The following is a 21,250-nucleotide window of genomic DNA, read 5'->3' as shown; positions in this document are numbered from 1 at the left end:
TCCGCTCAAGCGCCGTGAGGATTATACGCAGCAAGCGATAGGCAGGGAGAACACGACGGAAGGTTTCAGTATCGGTGAGGGGAAGACACGTCCGGAGGGCACCTGTCGCAATCGATTCCTACTACGCCTAGGCCTTGAAGAGGTTTTGGCACCAACGCACGGCGGCAAGCACCTCATCGATTCGCTGAAAGTCGACTGCCTTACAGAACGTGATGGCGACATATTCATCATTCATATCGGTCTGCTCCGCGAATCCTCCCTTGAGGAGAGCCGGCCGTTTCTTGGACACCGCAGGACCCAAAAAATACTTCGCCTGTTTTGCCACTTCATCGGTGCCGAGATCCTCGGTTGTGCCATCACACATCAGAGTCTTCACATCGTCCATGGCAATGCCGTGCTGACAAAGGAGCTGCCCGTCCGACCGCACTTCCAACAACCACCCGTCATCCCCCAGATCGAGGACGAGGGGCCCACCAGGTTCCAGCTCATAAAATTGAGGAACCATGCTCACCAGTCGTGCCCGGGCCTGTTCCCATGATGGGAGTGCAGCGGTCGTCATGCGCGTGATTCCCGAGGCTGGGGGGTTGGGGGTTCGGCATCAAGGCGAGCCCGCAGTCGTTCGAGGCGGGCCACGTTCTCAGCTAACTTCGGAAGATCATATTTACGGTCCATACGCACGACCTGCTCCAATAACTGAATGGCCATCTGCAACTGACCTAGATCCTCGTAACACTGAGCGAGGACGTAGCGAGCGCCGCCTATCCGCAATTCATCCCGGCTCCGCTCCGCAATCGATTGGCTGGTATGGCAACAAGCAATGGCGTCCTCATAGCGCTTTTGGACGGCAAAGGTCCGCCCCATCATCCGCCAGGCATCGGCGACGCCACCTTGATTATTGAGGCGGCGCATGAGTACCAGGGACTGCTCATAATACCGAAGCGCCTCGTCAAACTGGCCGATTTCACGCGCCACCAATCCGAGATCGGAAAACAGCACCGCCTTGCCAAGCTCATCATGCACCCGAGTCATGATGTCGAGCGCCTCAAGATAATAGGCTCTGGCACGATCCCATTCACCGGCGTCGGCGCGGAGATTCCCCAGATTGGCCAGGGTCGTCCCAATGCCTTTCTCGTCACCCAGAACCTTCTGCAATTCCAGCACTTCCTGATAATAATTCTGCGCCGATTCTCGCCGACCACTGACCGCACAAATATTGCCCAGGTTGCCCAGCGTCGCGCTCAAGGCACGATGATCACCCGTCAACCGATCACATTCCAAGGCCTTTGCATAACAGGCATACGCATCCGTGTAATGCCCTCGAGCAAAATGCTCGTTGCCCTGGCGATTGAGTTCCTCTGAAAGACCGTTTCGAAGCGCCATCTTGCCTACGCCTGAAGCACTTGCTCCACAACTTGTTTGGCTCCACCTAGGATGCTAGTGCCATCGCCCACAAGAATCGAGTCGAAGTGATATTTCAACAACCGCCGAAGCCCCGCCCTCGCCTTCGTCAGATCGCCATATTTTTCCGGGGCTAGAAGACTCACGCTACCCGCCGGCTTGCCGATCAAGGCATCGCCGACGATCAAGACACCTTTCCCCTGCTGAATATACAATGCCGACTCCCCAGGAGATTTTTGATCCGCAAGGTGAATCACCCAAATACCGCCGGGCAACAGCTCACCGTCTTTAAACGTCTTGGATGGCTTCACATCCATTTGGGAAGCGTCCGCCTCAGGCACCTGCAACTGGCAACGAAAATCGGTCTGGTACGAGGCCGCCTCGCGAACATGGTCTCGATTAGTGACGATGATGTAATCGAGGCCCCCCTGGCGCCGAATAAACGTACCGACCTCGGCCGTCATCGGCGGAGGATCAACCAGGATTCGATGTTCCCCGACCGAGAGAAACAGCCCGTTAAAATCGAGCTGCTTCTCTTCTGAAAACCAGGACCATTGCCAAATGCCGGGAAGGAGTTGTTTCACGAGTGTCGCCTCACGTGGATGGAATTACAATGCTGCAACCGCATCCTGGAGAGTCTTCGTGACCTTCGCACAGATACCGGTCTCACTTGGAAGATCGATAATATCGTCCTCTGAAAGGGTAATGAATTTCCGGTTCGGACCCTTCGTGAGAGAAATAAGGAACATGCTGTTTGTTGGCTTGGTCGGAATCACGAGCTGAACGGCCTGATCAATGCCCTGTACGACCTGGAGCAACTTCTGTTTTCCCTCTTCCCACTCGTCCATGACTCCTCTTTCCCTGCTACATGGCTCCTGCGCCGGCTGGGGGCGCAGATGCCAACAGTTTTTCCACTTCCTGAATAATGATCTCGGCCCCTGCCAATTCCATATTCCCCACCCGCTGCCACCTGATCACACCACGCTGATCGATGACATACACGTTGGGGATAAACTTCCCGCCGCCATACAGCTTATCGGTGGTCTTATTTGGATCGAGCAAATAGGGATAGGTGACCTTCACGGGAAAGGCACTCAAGAATTCACCTACTCCCCGTTTAGAATCCCCTGACGAATTAACCCCGATGACGGCCACATTTTTTCCGGCCATCGTCTCATGTACTTTTTGAAGATTGGTCCCTTGGGTCATGCAGGGATCACAGATATGAAACAGCCCCAGAACAACCACCTTCCCCTTCAACTGCTCGAGCGAAACCGCGTCGCCTGTGACAGTGGTCAAGGAAAAGGTCGGTGCCGCCTCGCCGACTTTAAAAAACCCGGCCGCGATAACAAGATGAGCCGCCCACAACGGGGCCAATATGATCGCTGCCGCGATGAGAACGCGCTTCATGAGAGCCTCCTTCCTGGAACCGACCGGACCATGGGGCTAACCACCCCCTGACCGACTTTCAGTCGTCACCGGTCACTGCTTCTGATGGAGGCATCCTAGCATGCATTTTTTTTCAGGGGCAACCACTTAGGCGGGAGGACGATTTAGTTCTTGACGAAAGGGAATCGATTCAGACGGAACGACCTGCGTTCACACGGAGCTCTGCAACCACCGCACCACGGTTTCACGCATTCGAACAGAAAGGATCGACTTAGCAAGGAACCGATGAACGGGCCTTAGACAGACCGACAGGAGTCGGAGCCTGCGCTGAAACCGGAACCAGGGCAACGTGCGCGTCAACACTTCTGCCTCCGCTCGGCAGAGTGTGACCCCGAACTTCCACCGCTCAACCCAGGAGTCTTTGAGTGTCATATACAAAGCGGGCGCACAATCCTCATCAATGCCCTGATCAGGCTGCTTCAGTAACTGCCTCGGCATCTTCAGCGCCAGCACAGAGATGTCGGCATCCCCGTCGATCTCACGCAGCACCATGCTGGGCAACACGGTATCGAACAAACTGTGCGCCATCGCCAGCCCAAGCAGCACCATCCTACGGCACCCCCATTCGCCTGCCTGGAACAACACCCGACTCCAATCCAAGGCGGGGCGCCGACGCACCAGCTCCGCCACGTCGCAGACCCATTTCAACTGCTCCCAAGCATGTTTTGAGCCATGCACACAGAGCAAAATCAACAGGTCCTCTGAACAGAGCCCCCCCACTGGTTTTGTCGGCAATTGGATCGGCTTCAGCCTACGCCACAACGCACCCCGATCAAGCCGAAACCCGAAATGCCGGCTGGTCATCACCCACTGAAGATCAACCGCGACAATGCCATTTCGTTTCTGAAAACAATGATAGGGCTCGCCTGATTCCTCCCCGTTCCCCATATCCTGACTCGTGAGTTGATATCCCTGCGACCACAAGACTTTCCGGGCCTGGGGAATCGCTCCCTGCTCAACGATCAGATCGATGTCCGCACATTCACGAAGGCTCAGGTCGCCGTATGCCGTCTGAGCCAAGGTAACGCCTTTGAAAGGAATCGCCGTTACTCCCTTCGCTGCCAATGCGTCGAGCAGGGACACAAGTTCTTTGGCCAACAAGCTATTGAGGAGAGCAGTGGTCTGATTGTGCCGTCGAAAAGCTTCGTGGATGGCCGAAGGCACCGCTGCGGGACAAATCGTGACCAGATTACGGTATACCAGCGGCGCTACGCCATGGGCTTTTGACAGTTGCCATACCAGGTCCCAATCAATCCCGTCACAGGCCAGATCTGCCACTTCTACGCGAACAAACTCGTTCACCGTCGTTCGTGCACAAAGCACAAGTAAGCGCCCTTCCGCACGCATCAGCGACAATCCAGGCGCCGACGCAATCCCCTTACGCGAAATGCCTCGCAGGCGCGAAGGTTTCCATTGTGCAACTCTAGACCTTGGCTGCAGTCCCATGTCAGTGGTCTCTCCTCGCGTGCCGTTCCTCCCAAAGAGGCGTGACCAGCCATGGCAAATCCATGAAATCCCGACCAAAGTGGAGCCGGTAACAATCGGTTTGCTCAACCAGGCGAACCAGTGTTTGGAACTCCCGACGCGCCACCGCTGCCTCATACACCAACAACAAATGTGGAAGAATCATTTCCAGGGCCAGCTTCTTCGACAAGGGCTCCAAGCAACTGTGCGGAGAATTCACCACCTCGGGAAAGAGAATCACGGATGACTCGCAAGACTGCCCTATCGGCCACGGATAGAGGTCCTCGGCATAGAAGAATCGTTTGGGAACACCTGCATGAAGAACGGAAGGCGATGCATCTCGTAGCTCGGGGAAAAACGATACGGTCTGATCGGTGACATTGATCTTGAGCGGGCACGGAAGGATCTCCACACATGTCCCGTGGACTCGAAAGAACGGGTGGTCGTCGGAAAGGTACCGATATCCTGACCGCAGCGGCGATAAGAAGGCCGTCGTCTTCCCTCGCCCACTGAATCCCAGAATCAGCACGCTCTGGCCTTTTTGCTCCAACACCGTTGCGTGGAACGGATAGAGCCCGCGCCGTTTCAGAAGTTCCTTCGTTGTCGACGTCAGGAGCATGCCCGTTTCTCCTTTTTAACCTCGTGTCCTCATCACTGCATTGCAGGGATGGGAAGCGCTGGCCGGTCTGCTCAACCGACCAGTCCCATGGCTCCACTGGAGCGCCTCGTATGTTATCTAGGTGTTTGATCCACTACGCGAGACAGTTGAATGGCCGTCACGTCCCGCAACAACTCATGTTTCACAAGCGCCGGCTTCACGTACTCAGCTTTCTTCTGTTGATCCATTTGGGCTCACCTCCTTTTCGAATGAAGTAGCTCCGCCTGTTCCAACTGCATGATCAACTCCCAAATATCGTCCTGTGTCTGCTGCGCAGCTACGTCAAACCTGTCACAAACTATGAAGAGAATCTCTTCCAGCGAATGCTCCTCCCTTGCACAAATCCCAGACTGACGACCCGACGACATTGAGCGCGTAATAACGACCGGAGCCCAAGCGGAACTCGTGTTGACGCTCCTTCCGCACGTGAGCTGTGCCAGACATATCGATCCTCCGATTCAGACTATTTGGGGAATGCTCACTGCGCTGAGGCCGCTACCTGTGAGATACGCATGTTGCTGGGCAACCTTCTGCGCCCCTCCCCTGAAACGCCTCCCTTGCCTGAGAGACAACCGCAAAATATCGTCATCACCTCCGTTTCTCTATTCCCAGTGCGATCGGGTCTCACCTCCCTTCGGGGGAGTCGGAGTTCATTCTGCTGTGAAGTAAATAGGGGAACATGGGGCTGAGGCTGAGACAGCGACACGACACACAACGGGTTCATTCGCGCATGGATTCAGAGGAGACTACGCTCAGTCAGGAAGGGTAGGTCCAGTTCACCCTAACGAAACAGGTAATGCACAGGGAGGGGCTGGGAGAAGTGAGATTACTGATGATTCGAAGACGCTGCAGATTGGGGAAAGATAACGGTCACCGTGAACGACTGCCAATAGGAGGAGGGCTCGAGAAATTCACGCCCATCCAGACAATTTCCTTTCGAATGATACGGAAACAATGCGAGCCATCGATCCACATAATAGGCCACATCGGCCATTGCCTGATGATCAAGGGTAACCAAGGAGCCCCCGCCGGATAACCAACCGAGTAATCGCCAGAGACTCGCCAGGCGTGACGCGATGCGGATCCCGAGCACCATAAGTCTCGTAAGAACGATCAGTCGATATTTCCGGACTAGCGCCATGCCAATCAATCTAGCAAGGCATGCACGGAAGTCCAGACGATCCTATGAACCGGCGAAGGAAATGAAGTCAGCGTGGAGCTTCAAAGAGCCCGAGTTGGAGTTCTTCTGCCCGGGTGAAGGAGATAGGGTATTGTTCGGTAAAACAGGCATCACAATACTGCCCCGGTGTGCCGGAAGCCGCCGTCACCATGCCATCCAGACTCAAGTAGGCAAGGCTATCCGCAGTGATGTATTTGCGAATCTCCTCAGTGCTGTGGCTGGACGCGATCAATTCTTTCTTGGTCGGTGTGTCAATACCGTAAAAACAAGGCGAGACGATTGGCGGGGAACTAATCCGCATATGCACTTCTTTAGCTCCCGCATTGCGCAGCATCTTGACGATCTTTCGACTCGTAGTGCCTCGAACCAACGAATCATCAACAACAACAACGCGCTTGCCCTCAAGCACTTCGGGAACGGCATTAAGCTTCACCTTGACACCGAAGTGGCGAATAGATTGCTCCGGCTCGATGAACGTCCGCCCCACGTAATGATTACGGATCAGTCCGGTCTCGAACGGAAACCCTGATCCTTCGGAGTAGCCCAACGCCGCCGGCACTCCTGAATCCGGCACAGGAATCACAATATCAGCATCCACCTGCGATTCTTGCGCCAATTGCCGTCCGAACGCCTTCCGGATGGAATAGACAGCCTTGCCTCCAAAAATTCGGCTATCCGGGCGGGCAAAGTAGACATATTCAAAGACACACATGGCCGGCTTGGTTTGAGCGAATGGCTTAAAGCTCGTGACACCTTGGTGATCCAGGACGACCAACTCTCCCGGCTCGATCTCTCGCACGTATTCGGCGTCCAACAGATCAAACGCGCAACTTTCGGAGGCCACAATCCAAGCGTCACGAAATCGCCCCAGGCACAGGGGACGGAATCCATGAGGATCGCGCGCGGCGACAATGCCCTGATCGGTCATCAACACCACCGAGAACGCGCCGCGAACCTGGGTGAGCGAATCGATCACTCGATCCAACAACGTGTCCGCTCGCGAATGGGCAATGAGGTGGATGATGACTTCCGTATCGGAGGTCGATTGAAAAATGGCCCCATACGCTTCCAACTCGCTGCGAAGCATGGTGGCATTGATCAAATTCCCATTGTGCGCCACAGCCAGGTTGCCGAAGGCAAAGTTGACGCTCAAGGGTTGCACATTCTTGAGGCCGGCTCCACCCGCAGTCGAGTAACGATTGTGACCGATGGCCATCGTCCCGGGCAGACGCGCTAAAGCCTGTTGCGAAAAAATATCGGCGACGTGGCCCTGTCCCTTCTCAACGTAAAATTGCTCGCCGTCGTTGGAGACGATACCGGAGGCTTCCTGTCCGCGATGTTGCAACGCGTAGAGGCCAAGGTAGGCAAGGTTCGCAGCTTCCTTGTGCCCGTAGATGCCGAAGACGGCGCATTCGTCGTGAAATTTATCGGGAGTAATCAAGGGTAATTCTTTGGCCATGACGTCTGTACCCTAGTCCTGACCTAACGCGCGTGGGATGGCGCATCCCCAATGGTCATACAAGGTCGTCAATTCGAGATCAACCGTGCAGCCAACGCCCTGCTGATCGCCATCTACCTGAATCACCAACCGGGTCCCTTCGACAGTACCAATCCTGGTGGCATGAACACCGGCATCCCAGGCCATATTTAAGACCCTCTCGGCCAGCTCCGCTTTCACGGAGAGCACAATCCGCGATTGGCTTTCCCCGAAAAGCACCGCGTCTCGACGAAGACCGTCGAGAGGCAATTGTACCACAGCCCCCAGCTGTTGGGCTGAACCCGAGATACAGCACTCCGTCAAAGCCACTGCCAATCCACCATCGGAACAGTCATGAGCCGACTGCACCAACCCCTCTCGAATGAGCCGAATAGTGCACTGCTGCACAGCCTTTTCGCTGTCCAGATTCAGCAACGGCGGAGAGCCCTGCTCACGATGATGCAACACTTTCAGATATTCCGTTCCACCGAGATCTTCGCGGGTCTGCCCCAGGAGAATGATGGCGTCGCCGGTCTGTTTGAACCACTGCGTTACCGCACGATCGGCCTCTTCGATCAAGCCAACCATTCCGATCATCGGAGTGGGATAAATCGACAGGTCATTCGTCTCATTGTACAAACTCACGTTGCCGCTCACGATGGGCACGTTCAACGCTTCGCAGGCATCCTTGAGCCCTTCAATCGCGAGCACAAACTGCCACATGACTTCAGGACGCTGCGGATTGCCGAAATTCAGGCAATCGGTGACCCCTATCGGCTCCGCTCCCGAACAGGCCAGATTCCGCGCACATTCCGCAATCGCGATTTTGGCGCCTTCGTACGGATTCAGCAGGCAGTAGCGTCCATTGCAATCGACCGACAACGCGAGCGCCTTATTCGTCCCCTTTACCCGCAACACCGCCGCATCCGACCCGGGGCGCACCATCGTGTTCGTTCGCACCATATGGTCATATTGCTCATAGACCCACCGCTTGCTGGCGATGGTGGGTGCATCCAGGAGTGCGAGCAACGCGGCATTGGCGTCTTTGACGTCCGGCAGAGCGTCGTGATTCAGCGCCTGTAACATCTCTTGATACGCAGGCGGCGAACTGGGCCGATCATACCTTGGCCCCTCGTCGGCCAAAGCCTTGGCCGGAATCTCCGCTACCACCTGACCGTTCTCCTTGAGGACGACCTTGCCCGTATCGGTGACGCGGCCGATCACTGCCACATCCAGATCCCACTTCCGGCAGATCTTAATCACCTCGTCTTCGCGACCGGCCTTCACCACCATCAACATCCGCTCCTGCGACTCGGAGAGCATGATCTCGTAGGGCGTCATCCCCGGCTCACGACGCGGCACATCCGCCAACTCCAACTCCACACCCGTGCCTTCTCGCGAGGCCATTTCACAAGCCGAACTCGTCAAACCGGCAGCCCCCATATCTTGAATGCCCACAAGGCAGTCACCGGCCATGAGTTCCAAACAGGCTTCGAGCAACAGTTTTTCCGTAAACGGATCACCCACCTGCACCGTCGGCCGCTTCTGAGCCGCTTGTTCATCGAATGAGTCCGAGGCCATCGTCGCGCCGTGAATTCCGTCACGCCCGGTCTTCGAGCCGAAATAGATCACCGGATTCCCGACGCCCGCCGCCTTGCCCAGAAAAATCTTATCCTTCTTGGCGATTCCCACGCAGAACACATTCACCAAGGGATTCAGGGCATAAATGTCGTTGAAGACAATCTCACCGCCGACGGTCGGCACACCCATACAGTTGCCGTAACCGGCAATTCCCGACACAACCCCCTTAAGCAGATGACGGGTATGCGCATTGTCCAATCCGCCGAATCGCAACGAGTTCAATAACGCAATCGGCCGCGCGCCCATAGTAAAAATATCGCGTAGAATTCCACCCACTCCCGTCGCCGCCCCCTGGTAGGGCTCAATGAACGACGGATGATTGTGGGATTCCATCTTGAACACCGCGCAGAGACCATCCCCGATATCCACTGCGCCGGCATTTTCCCCGGGCCCCTGAACCACGCGCGGCCCCGTCGTCGGCAACTTCTTCAAGTGGATGCGGGAACTCTTGTAGGAACAATGTTCGCTCCACATGGCTGAGAACATGCCCAGCTCAGTCCAGTTCGGTTCCCGTCCCAGAATCTCCAGGATCTTTTTATATTCATCATCGCTCAGCTTATGCTGCTCAAGGATGGCTTTTGTAATGACCAGTGCGTTCATGAAGGACACATTCTCAATCGTATGAGGTTACCGACGATTCCGGTGCCGCTGTTCGCGCGAACCGGCTGTCATACTCCGATCAACTTCGAGTGTAATTCAGGCTTGCCGAACGAACTCAGCATCGACTCAAAGATCAGCCGACCATCTTCATTGCCCAATATCGATTCGGCACTGCGTTCGGGATGCGGCATCATACCCAATACATTTCCGTCGGCATTCATGATTCCGGCGATGTTATCCAGCGAACCGTTCGGGTTCGCATCGGGCGTCACCTTGCCGTCGGCGGTGCAGTAGCGAAAGATCACTTGTGCATTGGCTTTGACACCACCGAGCGTGACCGGGTCGGTGTAGTAGTTGCCGTCGGCGTGCGCGATGGGAATCTTCAGCACCTGGCCGGACTCACATTGATTCGTAAACCGGGTCGCCGCGTTTTCCACCTTCACGTAGACGTCTTTGCAGATAAAATTGAGCGACGTATTGCGCAGCATCACACCCGGTAACAAACCCGCTTCCAGAAGAATTTGAAAGCCGTTGCAAATACCGATGACCAACCCACCCTTATTCGCGAACGACTTCACGGCTCCCATCACCGGAGAAAACCGCGCGATGGCGCCGGTCCGCAAATAATCCCCGTAGGAAAATCCGCCCGGCAACACGATTGCGTCCAGGCCTGCGAGCAGAGTTTCCTTATGCCAGATCATCTCCACGTATTGGCCGAGCACGTCCTTGAAGATATACTGGCAATCGTGATCGCAATTACTGCCGGGAAATACCACCACGCCGATTTTCATAATTCTACCGAGCTTATGGTCTATGGTGAATGGCGTCTACCACGAAACAGGAACGAGGTCTCGGCATCTGCCATCCACTCGAAGCTATAAGCCATTTGCTCCTATCCGAGTTCGTATCGATAATCCTCGATCACCGTATTCGCCAACAACTTCTCGCACATCTGCTTCACCTGGGCGTCGGCCTTGGCCCGGTCGGTTTCGTTCACGTCCAGTTCCATGTACTTGCCTACGCGTACGTTCCCCGCATGCGCAAACCCGAGAGAATCCAGCGCGTGCTCGATCGCCTTCCCCTGCGGATCGAGAATTCCCTGTTTCAGCGTCACATGAATCTTGGCTTTCATTGTACTTTTCCCACTTCTTGCTGTGCCTTCCCCACTCGCTGCACGTATTTTCGAATCCAAAAGATCACGCCGATCGTCCCGAGTCCCGCCAGCGACATCAAGACGAACGCCCAGCGCCAGGGCGACTCCTTCAGGTGATAGGCCATCAATGCCACCGTGGCTGCCCACACCAGAATCGCCGCCACCAGGCCGTAGTTCAAAAATAACTGGAGGAACCGGTGCATGCCGCCCCTATTCGCACACCCGCTTCAACACTTCCTGATACGCCTCTTCGATCTTTCCCAAATCCTTCCGGAACCGGTCCTTATCCATCGACTCTTTGGTCGTCTGGTCCCAGAACCGGCAGGTATCGGGAGAAATTTCGTCGGCGAGGATGAGTCGATTGTGAAACACGCCGAACTCCAGCTTGAAATCGACGAGCATCATCCGTCGCTGTTTAAAAAACGGCAGCAATACCGCATTGATCTTGTGGCCTAACTCCCGCATCTCCCGCAACACAGCCGGAGTCGCCACATTCAATAGGCGAAGGTGATCGTCGTTCACTAACGGATCGCCCAACGCATCGTCCTTGTAATAAAACTCGATGATCGCCGGGTCGATGGCCGCGCCTTCTTCGAGGGCCAGTCGCTTGGCCAGACTCCCCGCGACGACGTTTCGCACCACCACTTCGACCGGGACAATCGTCACCCGCTTGGTCAGCATCTCGCGGTCGCTGATGCGTTCGATGAAGTGCGTCGAGATCCCCTGCTGTTCGAGCAACCGGAACAGCCGCTCGGACACCCTGTTGTTGACCACCCCTTTGTCGACGATGGTCCCGCGCTTCTGCGCATTAAACGCCGTGGCATCATCTTTGAAATACTGCACCACCTGGTCGGACCGGTCAGTCGTAAAGATTTTCTTGGCCTTGCCCTCATAGATCATCGTGCCTGCTGGTTCGACGGTCATGACTCTCTCCTTCGACTACTGTGCGAACTTTTCCAGAATCTCATCCAGCGGGCTCATCGTACCGAGCAGGGTCGGGTGTCCGAAGCGCCGGTTGTGGCGGAACTCCTTCACCTGCTGCAGCGCCCGCACCAGATTCTGAAAATCCTCCAACGTCTCCGTCTCAAAATACGCGATGAAATCGGCGTCATCGAGCCCCGTCGAATGATACAACTTCCGTTTGACTGTCTTCAGATAGGGGAGTGCCGCCTGCATGTGCTCCTGCATCAGAGCGGTCCGTGCCGCCTGGTCCAGCGACCACCATACCGCGTCCTTCTGAATAGGAATCACAATCGCGTAGGGCCTGGCTCCGGATTCGCCGTTTCCCTGGGCCTCCGCCTTCATAGACTCTGTAAAGCCGGGCACATACGTGGGCTTCTTACTCAGACCATGGAGCAACCTGTCCGTGCTGAGATGCCGTCCCAACCGTGTGCCCATGAATGCCGAGAGGAACTGCTGCGTATCCGACAGCGTCCGGGCATGCACGCGAAACATGAGATCGGCATGGTCGGATAACCCCCTGAGCAAATAGGACTCGATCAAGATTTTTCCGGACCATTGCTCGACTAATCCCTTGACCTCCGCCACCGAAATGACACGCGATTCCCCCGGAAGGTCCCACCAGTCATGGTCCATCTGGAACGTCGCAAATGTGCCGTACACCCCGGGGTCGGTCAGGAGCTTCTCGCGATCGCCCGCACCTGCCGGCCACACGGCCGCCAGCATTAGCACACCGGCCAAGAGGCCGATTCGTCCTGCGCGCCATACGTTCATTTCCGCTTCCTCCGTCGTCGAGCCGACGAGGCGACGCTCGCCCCGAACACCCGGCGAAAGACTTGATCCAAATGGCGGAGATAATAGGATGGATCGAAGCAGGCGGTGATTTCGTGCGGTTTCAAGTGGGTCGTGATGAAGGGATCGCGCGCGACCAGCTCCTGAAACCCGACCCCGCCTTTCCAGGCCGTCATCGCATTGCGCTGAACCGCCTCATACGACTCCTTGCGCTGGGCGCCCTTATCGATCAAGGCCAACAGCAGCCGCTGCGAATAGACCAGGCCGCCCGTCAAATCAAGGTTCCGCTGCATCCGCTCGGGATACACAATCAGGTTCTTGATCAGGTCGGTCACGCGGGCCAACATGTAATCAACCAGAATCGTGCTGTCCGGCATGATCACCCGCTCCACCGAGGAGTGGCTGATATCACGCTCATGCCACAGGGCCACGTTCTCCAGTGCGGCCAAGCTATTGCAGCGAACCAAGCGCGCCAGGCCGCACAGATTTTCCGACGCAATCGGATTGCGCTTATGCGGCATCGCCGACGACCCCTTCTGTCCGGCGGAGAAATATTCTTCTGCCTCCAACACTTCCGTCCGCTGCAGGTGGCGAATCTCGGTGGCGATTTTTTCAATAGTCGCAGCCAGCAACGCCAGAGCCGAAACATAGGCCGCATGCCGGTCCCGCTGCACAATCTGGTTCGACACCGGATCCGACGCGAGCCCCATTTGGGCGCACACATACTCTTCGATTTCAGGGCCTTGATGAGCGAACGTGCCCATCGCGCCCGAGAGTTTGCCCACCGCGATATCCTTCCGCGCCGCCTCGAGCCGCGTCCGGTGCCGGCAGGCCTCCTCATACCAAATCGCCAACTTGAAACCGAACGAGACGGGCTCGCCGTGAATGCCATGCGACCGGCCCACCATGACCGTATGACGATGCTCCAACGCGCGGGTCTTCAGTACGGCGATCAGCTCACCGAGATCCTCAAGAATCAGATCCAGCGCTTCGGTCATCTGTACCGCCAGCGACGTGTCGACGATATCGGACGAGGTCAGCCCCATGTGAAGGAAGCGATGCTCCGGCCCGACGGAACTCATGAGCGATTCGAGGAAGGCGATGACATCGTGTTTCGTCACCTTTTCAATCTCGGCAATACGCGCCACATCGATCTTGGCTTTCTTGCGAATCCGGGCGCTCGTCCCGCGCGGAATCTGCCCGCCACGCTCAAACGCCGCGCAGGCCTGCAACTCCACTTCCAGCCAGATTTCATACTTATGCTGAAGGTCCCAGATGGCACTCATCCGCGGACGGGTATATCGATCAATCATCTCTTCCTCGTTGTTCGTCGCTCGTGAAGCGTCGTTCGATCAGGAAATCCGAGAGGCCCCCATGAGCTACGCTTCACGCGTCACCCTTCACGCTGCTGTCGCCACCCACCACAGGCAATTCGGGAAACGCACACTTCCGTTCCAGCCGGGCGTCCGATCTGAGGACCTTATCGAGGATGCCGTTTATGAACTTCGAGGCCTCCTCGTCGCCGAAGCTCTTGGCCAGCTCGATCGCTTCGTTCAACGTCACCTTGGCCGGCACCTCGGGCACATGCAGCAATTCGAAACAGCCCATCCGAAGAATATTGCGGTCGATGATCGGCATCCGGTTGACCTTCCAGTTGGTCGCGAAGCTCCCGATCAGCGTATCCAGTTCCTTCCTGTGATCCCTGACACCGGCGACCAGTCGCTCGGCAAACCCACGCAACTCCTCGGCCAGCGGATACTGAATCCAGAAATCATCCAGCCACGGGCCTGCCTGACCATGAATGTCGTATTGAAAAAGAATCTGTACCGCCCGTTCACGGGCTTGATGTCGAGAGGCCATGGTGCCACGCCGATCAGCGCTTCGACCTCATTGTCGTTCGGGCGGCTCGTCGTGGAGGGATGGCCGACTTGGGCACCTCTCCACTTTCTTCCTTCTTGAGCAGTCGCATCACATTGACCATTTCAATTGCCGTTTTCGCCGCATCGGCGCCACGATTCAACTTGGCCGGATCCGCCCGCTCGATCGCCTGAGCCACCGTATCGGTCGTGAGGACGCCGAAGATGACCGGGAGAGTCGAGTCCATAGAGGCTTGCAGAATCCCCCGGCTGACTTCGGTGCTGATGTATTCGAAATGCGGCGTATCGCCACGGATCACCGCGCCGAGACAGATGACCGCATCGAACCGGCCGGACCGGGCAAGCTGGCGGGCCACCAGGGGGATTTCGAACGCGCCCGGCACCCTCACCACTTCCATCGCGTCATCCGCCACGCCGGCCTTGGTCAGCGTCTTCACACACTCGGTCAGAAGCCGGCTGGTCACAAACTTATTAAATTTGCTCGCTACGATGCCGAACGTCAGCCCCGTTGCGTCTTGAGACCCTTTGCGAAGCTTCATGGAATCAGATCACGAGTCAGCTGTTTCATGGACTGTGTGTGATGAAGAAAGAGGGGGATCATACCTGGAAACGCTCTCAAATGGCTATACGTTTCAGGCCGCCAAGGAACAGATCTTTCCTGCCAGAGTGAGACTCAGAATCGACGCAGGCAGGCGGGGCTAGACTTTCTTGAGCAAGTGTCCGAGCTTGGCTTTTTTCGTGCGGAGGTATTTTTCGTTGTCCGCGCGCGGGGCGATCTCGATCGGTACCCGTTCGACCACCTTCAGACCGTAGCCTTCGATGCCGACGATCTTGCGCGGATTGTTGGTAATCAAGCGAATCCGATGTAGCCCGAGCTGCACGAGAATCTGTGCGCCCACGCCATAGTCGCGCAGATCGGCCTTGAAACCGAGCTGAAGATTCGCTTCGACGGTATCGCTGCCCGAATCCTGCAAGCCATAGGCGCGAATCTTATTCAGCAGGCCAATCCCACGCCCCTCCTGATTGAGATAGAGCAATACGCCTCGACCGTCCTTCTGAATGATCTCCATCGCCCGGTGCAGCTGTTCGCGGCAATCGCAACGCAGCGACCCCAACACATCCGCCGTCAGACAACCGGAATGGACCCGCACCAGCATCGGCGTCTCAGCATCCACGCGTCCCTTCACCAGCGCAATGTGGGTCGCGCCATCGATATCGTTTTCGAAGGCAATCGCCTCGAAATCACCGAAGGTGGTCGGGAGGAGCGCACTCGCGGCACGGCGCACAAACGTCTCACGATGCATGCGGTACTCGATCAATGCCTTGATCGTGACCATTTTTAGCTTGTGCCGCTTGGCAAACTTGGTCAATTCCGGCACCCGAGCCATCGTGCCGTCTTCATTCATAATCTCGCAGATGACGCCGGCCGGGTACAGCCCGGCCAATCGCGCCAGATCGACCGACCCTTCGGTCTGCCCTGCGCGCCGGAGCACGCCGCCGACTTGTGCTTTGAGCGGGAAAATGTGACCGGGGCGCGCAAGATCGGCAGGGCTGCAGCGGGGATCGATCGCGACATGAATCGTCGTCGCACGATCGGCCGCCGAAATCCCGGTGGTGATCCCTTTTCGGGCATCGATGGAGACCGTGAACGCCGTCCCGAACGTGGCCGTGTTCTCCGCGGCCTGCGGCGACAACTGCAACTCCTCCACCCGCTCAGGGGTCAATGCCAAGCAGATCAAGCCTCGCGCATGTTTGGCCATAAAGTTGACGGCCTGCGGCGTCACCTTGCCGGCCGCCATGACGAGATCGCCCTCGTTTTCGCGATCTTCGTCATCGACGAGGATGACGAACTTCCCCTTCTTAATGTCCTTAATCGCGTCTTCGATCGAATTAAACGGTGTCGCCATAGTCCCTCGATTGTGCAGGCCGACCGGCTTCGGTGGCCCAGCTAACTCTTTTCAATCCATACCTGTCAACGTGAAAAACCATCGGGGACCGGAGCCTGCGCAACGGCCTGGGGGCGCCACCGCAGGGCCGGGGCCACCGTCATCGCGGCGGCAGCGCTCACGACCGCCAATCCCACAAACCCAAACACAAACGTGCCCGTGCTTTCCCGCAGCAGCCCGAAGCCGATCGGCACCAGGAACCCGCCGATCCCACCAGCGGCACCGACCAAGCCGGACGCCAGACCGATATCCTTCGGAAACCACTCGGAAACGATTTGGAAAATCACCCCGTTCCCGAACCCCATCACCGCAATCGTTCCCACCAACAATCCCATGGCCCAGGGTAACGCCGGAAGCGATCCCGCCAACGCCGTGATCAACGCGAGCGCAACAAACACCCCGACCAGCACCGGCAACCCGCCCCATCGATCCGCGACATATCCGCCGACCGGACGAATCAGGCTGCCCGTGAATCCGCAGAGCGCGGCAATGGAACCGCCGACAATCGGGTCGCTGCCGTAATGATCGTGCAGCAACACCGGCAGAAAACTCGTGAGCCCGACAAATCCACCGAACGTGACGCCATAAACGAGACAGAGCCAATACACTGACGGCACCCGCGCCATCTCCCAGGCTGCGTGCCACCAGATCCCACGCCCTGCCTCATGTGCAAGCTCGCGCGGTACCACGGTGAGAAAAAGACCGCTCGTGATCAGAATGGGAACGGCCATGATCCCGCACGCCCAGTGCCACCCCAGCAGCGCCTCCCATCGCGGAGCCAACAGAAGGACGAGCACCGTCCCGATATTCCCGGAGGCCACCAACCCCAGGACTAGGCCTTGATGAGGTGCAGAATAGGCGCGGCTGGCCACGGGCATCGCGACGGCAAAACTCGCGCCGCCGGCACCGAGCAGGAGCGCGATACCGAGGAGTTCCGCATAACTCCGCCCTCCGAACGCAGCCCAGAGGACGGCAACCAGTTGCAGTCCCAACACCAGCAGACCCGTCTGCTTCGCCCCGTACCAATCACAGGCCCAGCCGGCGGCAATGCGCAGCACCGCGCCACCCAGTAACGGCAGAGCTACCAGGACGCTCTGTTGGGTCGTGGTCAGCCCGAGTTCCTGGCCGATCGCCACTGCTAATGCGCCGATGAGCAGCCATACCATGAAACTCACCGTGAGATGCAACCAGGCGCCGACCAGGGTCGGCCAATGCCCGCTTCGCAGAGCCACGCCTATGGTGGTGCCACTCGTGAACGATTTCATCCCTTACCACCCGTGCCGGGAGAATCCGGTTGGTTTTTCAACATCACCCACGCACTATACGAGGCCAGATTTCAGAGACGCAAGAGACGCGGGCACGTGCCGTGCAGAACACGTTATTGCTCCACGCCCGACATCTGGTATAGTCAGCCCTACCCTGGACGCTTTGCGAGAAGGTCAAGGCAAGGCCCACGGTTTCGACCTCTATGACACAGCGCAAACAGACGCACGATTCAGACGCTGCCGCGGAACTGGACGAACACATCGACGCCATTGAACCCGAGGCCCTTGAGCCGACGGACGACGAGGTGACGGAAGAACATGACGCGGCGGACCACCAGCCGTCGAAAGAGCCGCAGGAAGCCCCGCTTTCAACCTCACTGGTCCCGGTCACCACCCTCCAGCAATACCTGACTGAAATCCGGCGGTATCCCTACCTCAGCAAAGAAGAAGAGCTCCGGCTCTTCGAGGAATATCAGCTCCGGGGCAGTCGTGATGCGGCCATGAAGCTCATCCTGGCCAACCTGCGGGTGTCCGTCTCCATCGCGTCTGAGTATCTCCACACCGGCGCCGACCACATGGATTTGATTCAGGAAGGGAACGTCGGCCTGCTCCAGGCGATCAAGAAGTTCGACCCGACGAAAAACGTCCGCTTTTATGCCTACGCCGCCTGGTGGGCAAGAGCCTATATTCTCCGGTACCTGCTGAACACCTACCGATTGATTAAAGTCGGCACCACGCAGGACCAGCGGAAGCTCTTCTACAACCTGAAGAAAGAAAAAGCCAAGCTCGAACGCGAAGGCTTCGCGCCGGACAGCAAACTTCTGGCCGATCGCCTGAACGTACGCGAACGCGATGTCATCGAGATGGATCAGCGGCTGGGCAACTGGGAGCTCTCCCTCGACCAACCCATCGGCCAAGAATCCGACGGCACCTTGATGGATGTGCTGCCCGGGCATGAACAGCCGGCTGACGAACGACTGGCCGATACGCAGCTCAAAGCACTGTTTCGCCGGAAGCTGGCCGAATTCACGCAGACGCTCGATGAACGAGAAGAAGACATCCTGCGCAACCGTATTCTCTCTGAAACGCCGCTGACCCTGGAAGACATGGGCGCCAAATACGGCATCACGAAAGAACGTACGAGGCAGTTAGAAGCGCGGATCATCAAACGGCTGCGTGACTTCATCAAGAAGGATGTGAAGGATTTTGACCGTCTTCGGATGTAAGACGGGGCGATTCTTCATGGTCGCCTTCGCCGGCTTCCTCCTGGCAGCTATCGGCGAAACCTCTTCGCCTCCCGCCTCGGACGCCGCCTCTCCTATCTCCCAGGAAAATGCCAGGCCGGGCGATGCCGACTGGGTGCTCACCGATCCTGCCGACCATGAAGTCGAAGGGTATGCCTCCGCTACGAGCATCCAACGCGGCGAGAGTCTGCATCTCTACATCCACAGCACCGACTCGCGTGTCACGGTCGCCATCTATCGCATGGGCTGGTACGGAGGCAGTGGCGCCCGGTTGGTCCAGGACGGCATTTCGTTGCCGGGAGTTCGACAACCGATGCCGATCGCGGATCCGGTGACCGGACTGATCGAATGCCAATGGCAGGTCTCGTACACACTGAGCACGGCAACAGACGATCCTCGTGAATGGCTGAGTGGCGTCTATCTGGCCAAGTTGACCGGCACAAGCAGCGGCAAACAGAGCTACATCCTCTTTGTCCTCAGAGAAGACGACCGCCCAGCCGACCTGCTCTTTCAATCCAGCGTCACGACCTTCCAGGCCTATAACAACTGGGGCGGCAAATCGACCTATCCCTCGAACAGCCGGGACGAGCAATGGGCGCGGAAAGTGTCCTTCAATCGTCCCTATGCCGCCAGCCAACATCCCAGGGGCGGCAGCGGCACGGGAGCGGGAGAGTTCCTGACCGCCATGTCCATCCACCCGACCCGCTCCCTCTCGACCGCCGGCTGGGAATACAACCTGGTGCGTTGGTTGGAGCGGAATGGGTATGACGTCACCTATAGCACCGATATCGACACCCATAGCCGCGCGGATTTCTGGAAAGGGCGCAAGGCTTGGCTGTCGGTCGGTCACGATGAATACTGGTCACACGACATGCGACGTCATGTGGAAGGGGCTCGTGATCAGGGAGTCGGGCTCGGGTTTTTTTCGGCCAATACCTGTTACTGGCAGATCCGGCTCGAACCCAGCACCATCACCGGGGAACCGAACCGGACCATGGTGTCCTATAAAGAGGTTGCCCTGGCGGAAGACCCCTATGCTCTGGACGGGGATCCCTCCAACGACCATCTGATCACCGTTCAATGGCGCGACCAGCCGGTCAACCGACCGGAACATCTGCTGCTCGGCGTGATGTTTGAGACCGTCCCGGTGGAAGGAGACCTCGTCATCACCCAGCCAGCGCATCCCCTGTTCAACGGTGTGTCATTGCCTTCCGACCATCGCTTGCCCGGTTTACTGGGATACGAAATCGACCGGGCGTTCCCCCAAGGACCGGTCGGGCTGGAGATTCTGGCCCATTCTCCCTACCCACGGGACGGACAGGTCGTGTATGGCGATATGTCCCTCTACCAAGCCTCAAGCGGGGCCCACGTATTCGCGACAGGCACCATCCAATGGAGCTGGGGGCTCGACGACTACAATGCGCCGGCGCTGCGAACCGCCCGCACCAGTGAGGCCGCCCAGCAGATCACTCGCAATGTCTTAGAGTTGCTGACTCGAACGTCTCTTTCAACCACCCGATAACCAAGCCATGCCCTCCCCCGCGAACCTCACTTCAGCCGTTCCCGTCTCCTTGCGACGAACATTTCCCCAATACAGCCGGAAGACTCAGAAAGCGTGCGCTGGAGAATCAATAGGTTAGGCGCCATTATCCCATTGCATCACAGCGTAGAATAATTTTATAGTTCATCCATTGACTTGCCTCTTGCTAGCGCTATCTATGTCTCGGGTTTACTGCAGGTAGCCCTTGCGGTAACACGTCAAAGCTGATTTACCAGCTTTCACACAACTGTACATTAGGGCCTCGACGCTCATTACCAGAAGGAGGATTGGGTATGGCTACGGAAGCGAAAGACAAGAAGTCCACGGCTGCAAAGAATTTTCAGCCGCTTGGTGACCGTTTGTTCGTCACCTACACTGAGGAAATGGAACGGACCTCCGGCGGGATCTATGTCCCTGACTCTGCGAAGGAAAAGCCGCAGCGGGGTATTGTGCAAGCCATCGGCAAGAAGGTCGAGAACGTCAAGGTCGGCGACCAAGTGTTGTTCGACAAGTATTCCGGCAGCAAGCTTCGGATCGAAGACGAAGAGTGCCTCATCCTCAAGGAAGAAGACATCCTCGGTATCTTCACCAACTAATTCTGCTTGA

23 protein-coding genes are annotated in these 21,250 nt (G+C 57.2%); 3 read left to right on the top strand and 20 right to left on the bottom strand.

Features of this window, described 5'->3' with window-relative positions:
• Nucleotides 1-127: 127 nt before the first annotated feature.
• The 20 genes from V9G17_15805 to V9G17_15710 form a co-directional block, all read right to left on the bottom strand.
• Complete coding sequence (locus V9G17_15805) at nt 128-559, bottom strand: hypothetical protein (GenBank protein MEI2754062.1); 432 nt, start codon at nt 557-559, stop codon at nt 128-130.
• Entirely contained in the window at nt 556-1,380 is an 825-nt protein-coding gene (locus V9G17_15800; GenBank protein ID MEI2754061.1) for a tetratricopeptide repeat protein, read from the bottom strand. Before V9G17_15800 ends, V9G17_15805 begins: the two co-directional genes overlap by 4 nt.
• A 5-nt stretch (nt 1,381-1,385) precedes the next feature.
• On the bottom strand, nt 1,386-1,982 hold the full coding sequence (locus V9G17_15795) for a hypothetical protein (protein MEI2754060.1): 597 nt from the start codon (nt 1,980-1,982) through the stop codon (nt 1,386-1,388).
• Between the two features lie 24 nt (nt 1,983-2,006).
• On the bottom strand, nt 2,007-2,246 hold the full coding sequence (locus tag V9G17_15790; protein ID MEI2754059.1) for a hypothetical protein: 240 nt from the start codon (nt 2,244-2,246) through the stop codon (nt 2,007-2,009).
• A 16-nt stretch (nt 2,247-2,262) separates the two neighbouring features.
• Nucleotides 2,263-2,808, bottom strand: coding sequence for a TlpA disulfide reductase family protein (locus V9G17_15785; protein ID MEI2754058.1), 546 nt, complete (start codon nt 2,806-2,808; stop codon nt 2,263-2,265).
• A 189-nt stretch (nt 2,809-2,997) separates the two neighbouring features.
• Nucleotides 2,998-4,149, bottom strand: a complete 1,152-nt coding sequence (locus V9G17_15780; GenBank protein ID MEI2754057.1) for a nucleotidyltransferase family protein — start codon at nt 4,147-4,149, stop codon at nt 2,998-3,000.
• 145 nt (nt 4,150-4,294) lie between these two features.
• Complete coding sequence (locus V9G17_15775) at nt 4,295-4,930, bottom strand: hypothetical protein (GenBank protein ID MEI2754056.1); 636 nt, start codon at nt 4,928-4,930, stop codon at nt 4,295-4,297.
• An 865-nt stretch (nt 4,931-5,795) separates the two neighbouring features.
• Entirely contained in the window at nt 5,796-6,110 is a 315-nt protein-coding gene (locus V9G17_15770) for a hypothetical protein (GenBank protein ID MEI2754055.1), read from the bottom strand.
• Nucleotides 6,111-6,177: 67 nt separating this feature from the next.
• Nucleotides 6,178-7,608, bottom strand: a complete 1,431-nt coding sequence (gene purF / locus V9G17_15765) for an amidophosphoribosyltransferase (protein MEI2754054.1) — start codon at nt 7,606-7,608, stop codon at nt 6,178-6,180.
• Between the two features lie 12 nt (nt 7,609-7,620).
• Nucleotides 7,621-9,867, bottom strand: coding sequence for a phosphoribosylformylglycinamidine synthase subunit PurL (gene purL, locus V9G17_15760; GenBank protein ID MEI2754053.1), 2,247 nt, complete (start codon nt 9,865-9,867; stop codon nt 7,621-7,623).
• A 68-nt stretch (nt 9,868-9,935) separates the two neighbouring features.
• Nucleotides 9,936-10,658, bottom strand: a complete 723-nt coding sequence (gene purQ, locus V9G17_15755) for a phosphoribosylformylglycinamidine synthase subunit PurQ (GenBank protein MEI2754052.1) — start codon at nt 10,656-10,658, stop codon at nt 9,936-9,938.
• Between the two features lie 101 nt (nt 10,659-10,759).
• A complete protein-coding gene (gene purS / locus V9G17_15750; protein MEI2754051.1) occupies nt 10,760-10,999 on the bottom strand; it encodes a phosphoribosylformylglycinamidine synthase subunit PurS in 240 nt (79 codons plus the stop codon).
• Complete coding sequence (locus V9G17_15745) at nt 10,996-11,223, bottom strand: hypothetical protein (GenBank protein ID MEI2754050.1); 228 nt, start codon at nt 11,221-11,223, stop codon at nt 10,996-10,998. Before V9G17_15745 ends, purS begins: the two co-directional genes overlap by 4 nt.
• Before the next feature lie 7 nt (nt 11,224-11,230).
• On the bottom strand, nt 11,231-11,944 hold the full coding sequence (gene purC / locus V9G17_15740) for a phosphoribosylaminoimidazolesuccinocarboxamide synthase (protein ID MEI2754049.1): 714 nt from the start codon (nt 11,942-11,944) through the stop codon (nt 11,231-11,233).
• Between the two features lie 15 nt (nt 11,945-11,959).
• A complete protein-coding gene (locus V9G17_15735) occupies nt 11,960-12,754 on the bottom strand; it encodes a chlorite dismutase family protein (protein MEI2754048.1) in 795 nt (264 codons plus the stop codon).
• Nucleotides 12,751-14,085, bottom strand: a complete 1,335-nt coding sequence (gene purB / locus V9G17_15730) for an adenylosuccinate lyase (GenBank protein ID MEI2754047.1) — start codon at nt 14,083-14,085, stop codon at nt 12,751-12,753. Before purB ends, V9G17_15735 begins: the two co-directional genes overlap by 4 nt.
• Before the next feature lie 73 nt (nt 14,086-14,158).
• On the bottom strand, nt 14,159-14,632 hold the full coding sequence (gene nusB / locus V9G17_15725) for a transcription antitermination factor NusB (GenBank protein MEI2754046.1): 474 nt from the start codon (nt 14,630-14,632) through the stop codon (nt 14,159-14,161).
• Nucleotides 14,633-14,645: 13 nt separating this feature from the next.
• Nucleotides 14,646-15,188: a 6,7-dimethyl-8-ribityllumazine synthase gene (ribH, locus tag V9G17_15720; GenBank protein MEI2754045.1), complete on the bottom strand. Its 543-nt coding sequence runs from the start codon at nt 15,186-15,188 to the stop codon at nt 14,646-14,648.
• Nucleotides 15,189-15,347: 159 nt separating this feature from the next.
• Nucleotides 15,348-16,556, bottom strand: coding sequence for a bifunctional 3,4-dihydroxy-2-butanone-4-phosphate synthase/GTP cyclohydrolase II (locus V9G17_15715; protein MEI2754044.1), 1,209 nt, complete (start codon nt 16,554-16,556; stop codon nt 15,348-15,350).
• A 65-nt stretch (nt 16,557-16,621) separates the two neighbouring features.
• Complete coding sequence (locus V9G17_15710; GenBank protein ID MEI2754043.1) at nt 16,622-17,860, bottom strand: MFS transporter; 1,239 nt, start codon at nt 17,858-17,860, stop codon at nt 16,622-16,624.
• 203 nt (nt 17,861-18,063) lie between these two features.
• On the opposite strand from V9G17_15710, the gene V9G17_15705 reads away from it, so the two are divergent.
• From V9G17_15705 to V9G17_15695, 3 genes are all read left to right on the top strand, one after another.
• A complete protein-coding gene (locus V9G17_15705; GenBank protein MEI2754042.1) occupies nt 18,064-19,086 on the top strand; it encodes an RNA polymerase factor sigma-32 in 1,023 nt (340 codons plus the stop codon).
• Nucleotides 19,067-20,626, top strand: a complete 1,560-nt coding sequence (locus V9G17_15700; protein ID MEI2754041.1) for a N,N-dimethylformamidase beta subunit family domain-containing protein — start codon at nt 19,067-19,069, stop codon at nt 20,624-20,626. Before V9G17_15705 ends, V9G17_15700 begins: the two co-directional genes overlap by 20 nt.
• A 311-nt stretch (nt 20,627-20,937) precedes the next feature.
• Entirely contained in the window at nt 20,938-21,240 is a 303-nt protein-coding gene (locus V9G17_15695) for a co-chaperone GroES (GenBank protein ID MEI2754040.1), read from the top strand.
• Nucleotides 21,241-21,250: the final 10 nt, after the last annotated feature.

It is taken from the genome of Nitrospira sp. (assembly GCA_037045225.1).
GTDB lineage: Bacteria > Nitrospirota > Nitrospiria > Nitrospirales > Nitrospiraceae > Nitrospira_A.
Note: the sequence above shows the minus strand (reverse complement) of the source record. Positions and strands in the feature narration are given on the sequence as shown.

Coding starts and splice junctions, on each gene's coding strand:
- V9G17_15745 (MEI2754050.1), bottom strand. CDS start 11,223: ATGCACCGGTTCCTCCAGTTATTTTTGAACTACGGCCTGGTGGCGGCG.
- purC (MEI2754049.1), bottom strand. CDS start 11,944: ATGACCGTCGAACCAGCAGGCACGATGATCTATGAGGGCAAGGCCAAG.
- V9G17_15770 (MEI2754055.1), bottom strand. CDS start 6,110: ATGGCGCTAGTCCGGAAATATCGACTGATCGTTCTTACGAGACTTATG.
- V9G17_15800 (MEI2754061.1), bottom strand. CDS start 1,380: ATGGCGCTTCGAAACGGTCTTTCAGAGGAACTCAATCGCCAGGGCAAC.
- ribH (MEI2754045.1), bottom strand. CDS start 15,188: ATGAAGCTTCGCAAAGGGTCTCAAGACGCAACGGGGCTGACGTTCGGC.
- V9G17_15805 (MEI2754062.1), bottom strand. CDS start 559: ATGACGACCGCTGCACTCCCATCATGGGAACAGGCCCGGGCACGACTG.
- nusB (MEI2754046.1), bottom strand. CDS start 14,632: ATGGCCTCTCGACATCAAGCCCGTGAACGGGCGGTACAGATTCTTTTT.
- purF (MEI2754054.1), bottom strand. CDS start 7,608: ATGGCCAAAGAATTACCCTTGATTACTCCCGATAAATTTCACGACGAA.
- V9G17_15715 (MEI2754044.1), bottom strand. CDS start 16,556: ATGGCGACACCGTTTAATTCGATCGAAGACGCGATTAAGGACATTAAG.
- purQ (MEI2754052.1), bottom strand. CDS start 10,658: ATGAAAATCGGCGTGGTGGTATTTCCCGGCAGTAATTGCGATCACGAT.
- V9G17_15775 (MEI2754056.1), bottom strand. CDS start 4,930: ATGCTCCTGACGTCGACAACGAAGGAACTTCTGAAACGGCGCGGGCTC.
- purL (MEI2754053.1), bottom strand. CDS start 9,867: ATGAACGCACTGGTCATTACAAAAGCCATCCTTGAGCAGCATAAGCTG.
- V9G17_15785 (MEI2754058.1), bottom strand. CDS start 2,808: ATGAAGCGCGTTCTCATCGCGGCAGCGATCATATTGGCCCCGTTGTGG.
- V9G17_15790 (MEI2754059.1), bottom strand. CDS start 2,246: ATGGACGAGTGGGAAGAGGGAAAACAGAAGTTGCTCCAGGTCGTACAG.
- purS (MEI2754051.1), bottom strand. CDS start 10,999: ATGAAAGCCAAGATTCATGTGACGCTGAAACAGGGAATTCTCGATCCG.
- V9G17_15735 (MEI2754048.1), bottom strand. CDS start 12,754: ATGAACGTATGGCGCGCAGGACGAATCGGCCTCTTGGCCGGTGTGCTA.
- purB (MEI2754047.1), bottom strand. CDS start 14,085: ATGATTGATCGATATACCCGTCCGCGGATGAGTGCCATCTGGGACCTT.
- V9G17_15710 (MEI2754043.1), bottom strand. CDS start 17,860: ATGAAATCGTTCACGAGTGGCACCACCATAGGCGTGGCTCTGCGAAGC.
- V9G17_15705 (MEI2754042.1), top strand. CDS start 18,064: ATGACACAGCGCAAACAGACGCACGATTCAGACGCTGCCGCGGAACTG.
- V9G17_15695 (MEI2754040.1), top strand. CDS start 20,938: ATGGCTACGGAAGCGAAAGACAAGAAGTCCACGGCTGCAAAGAATTTT.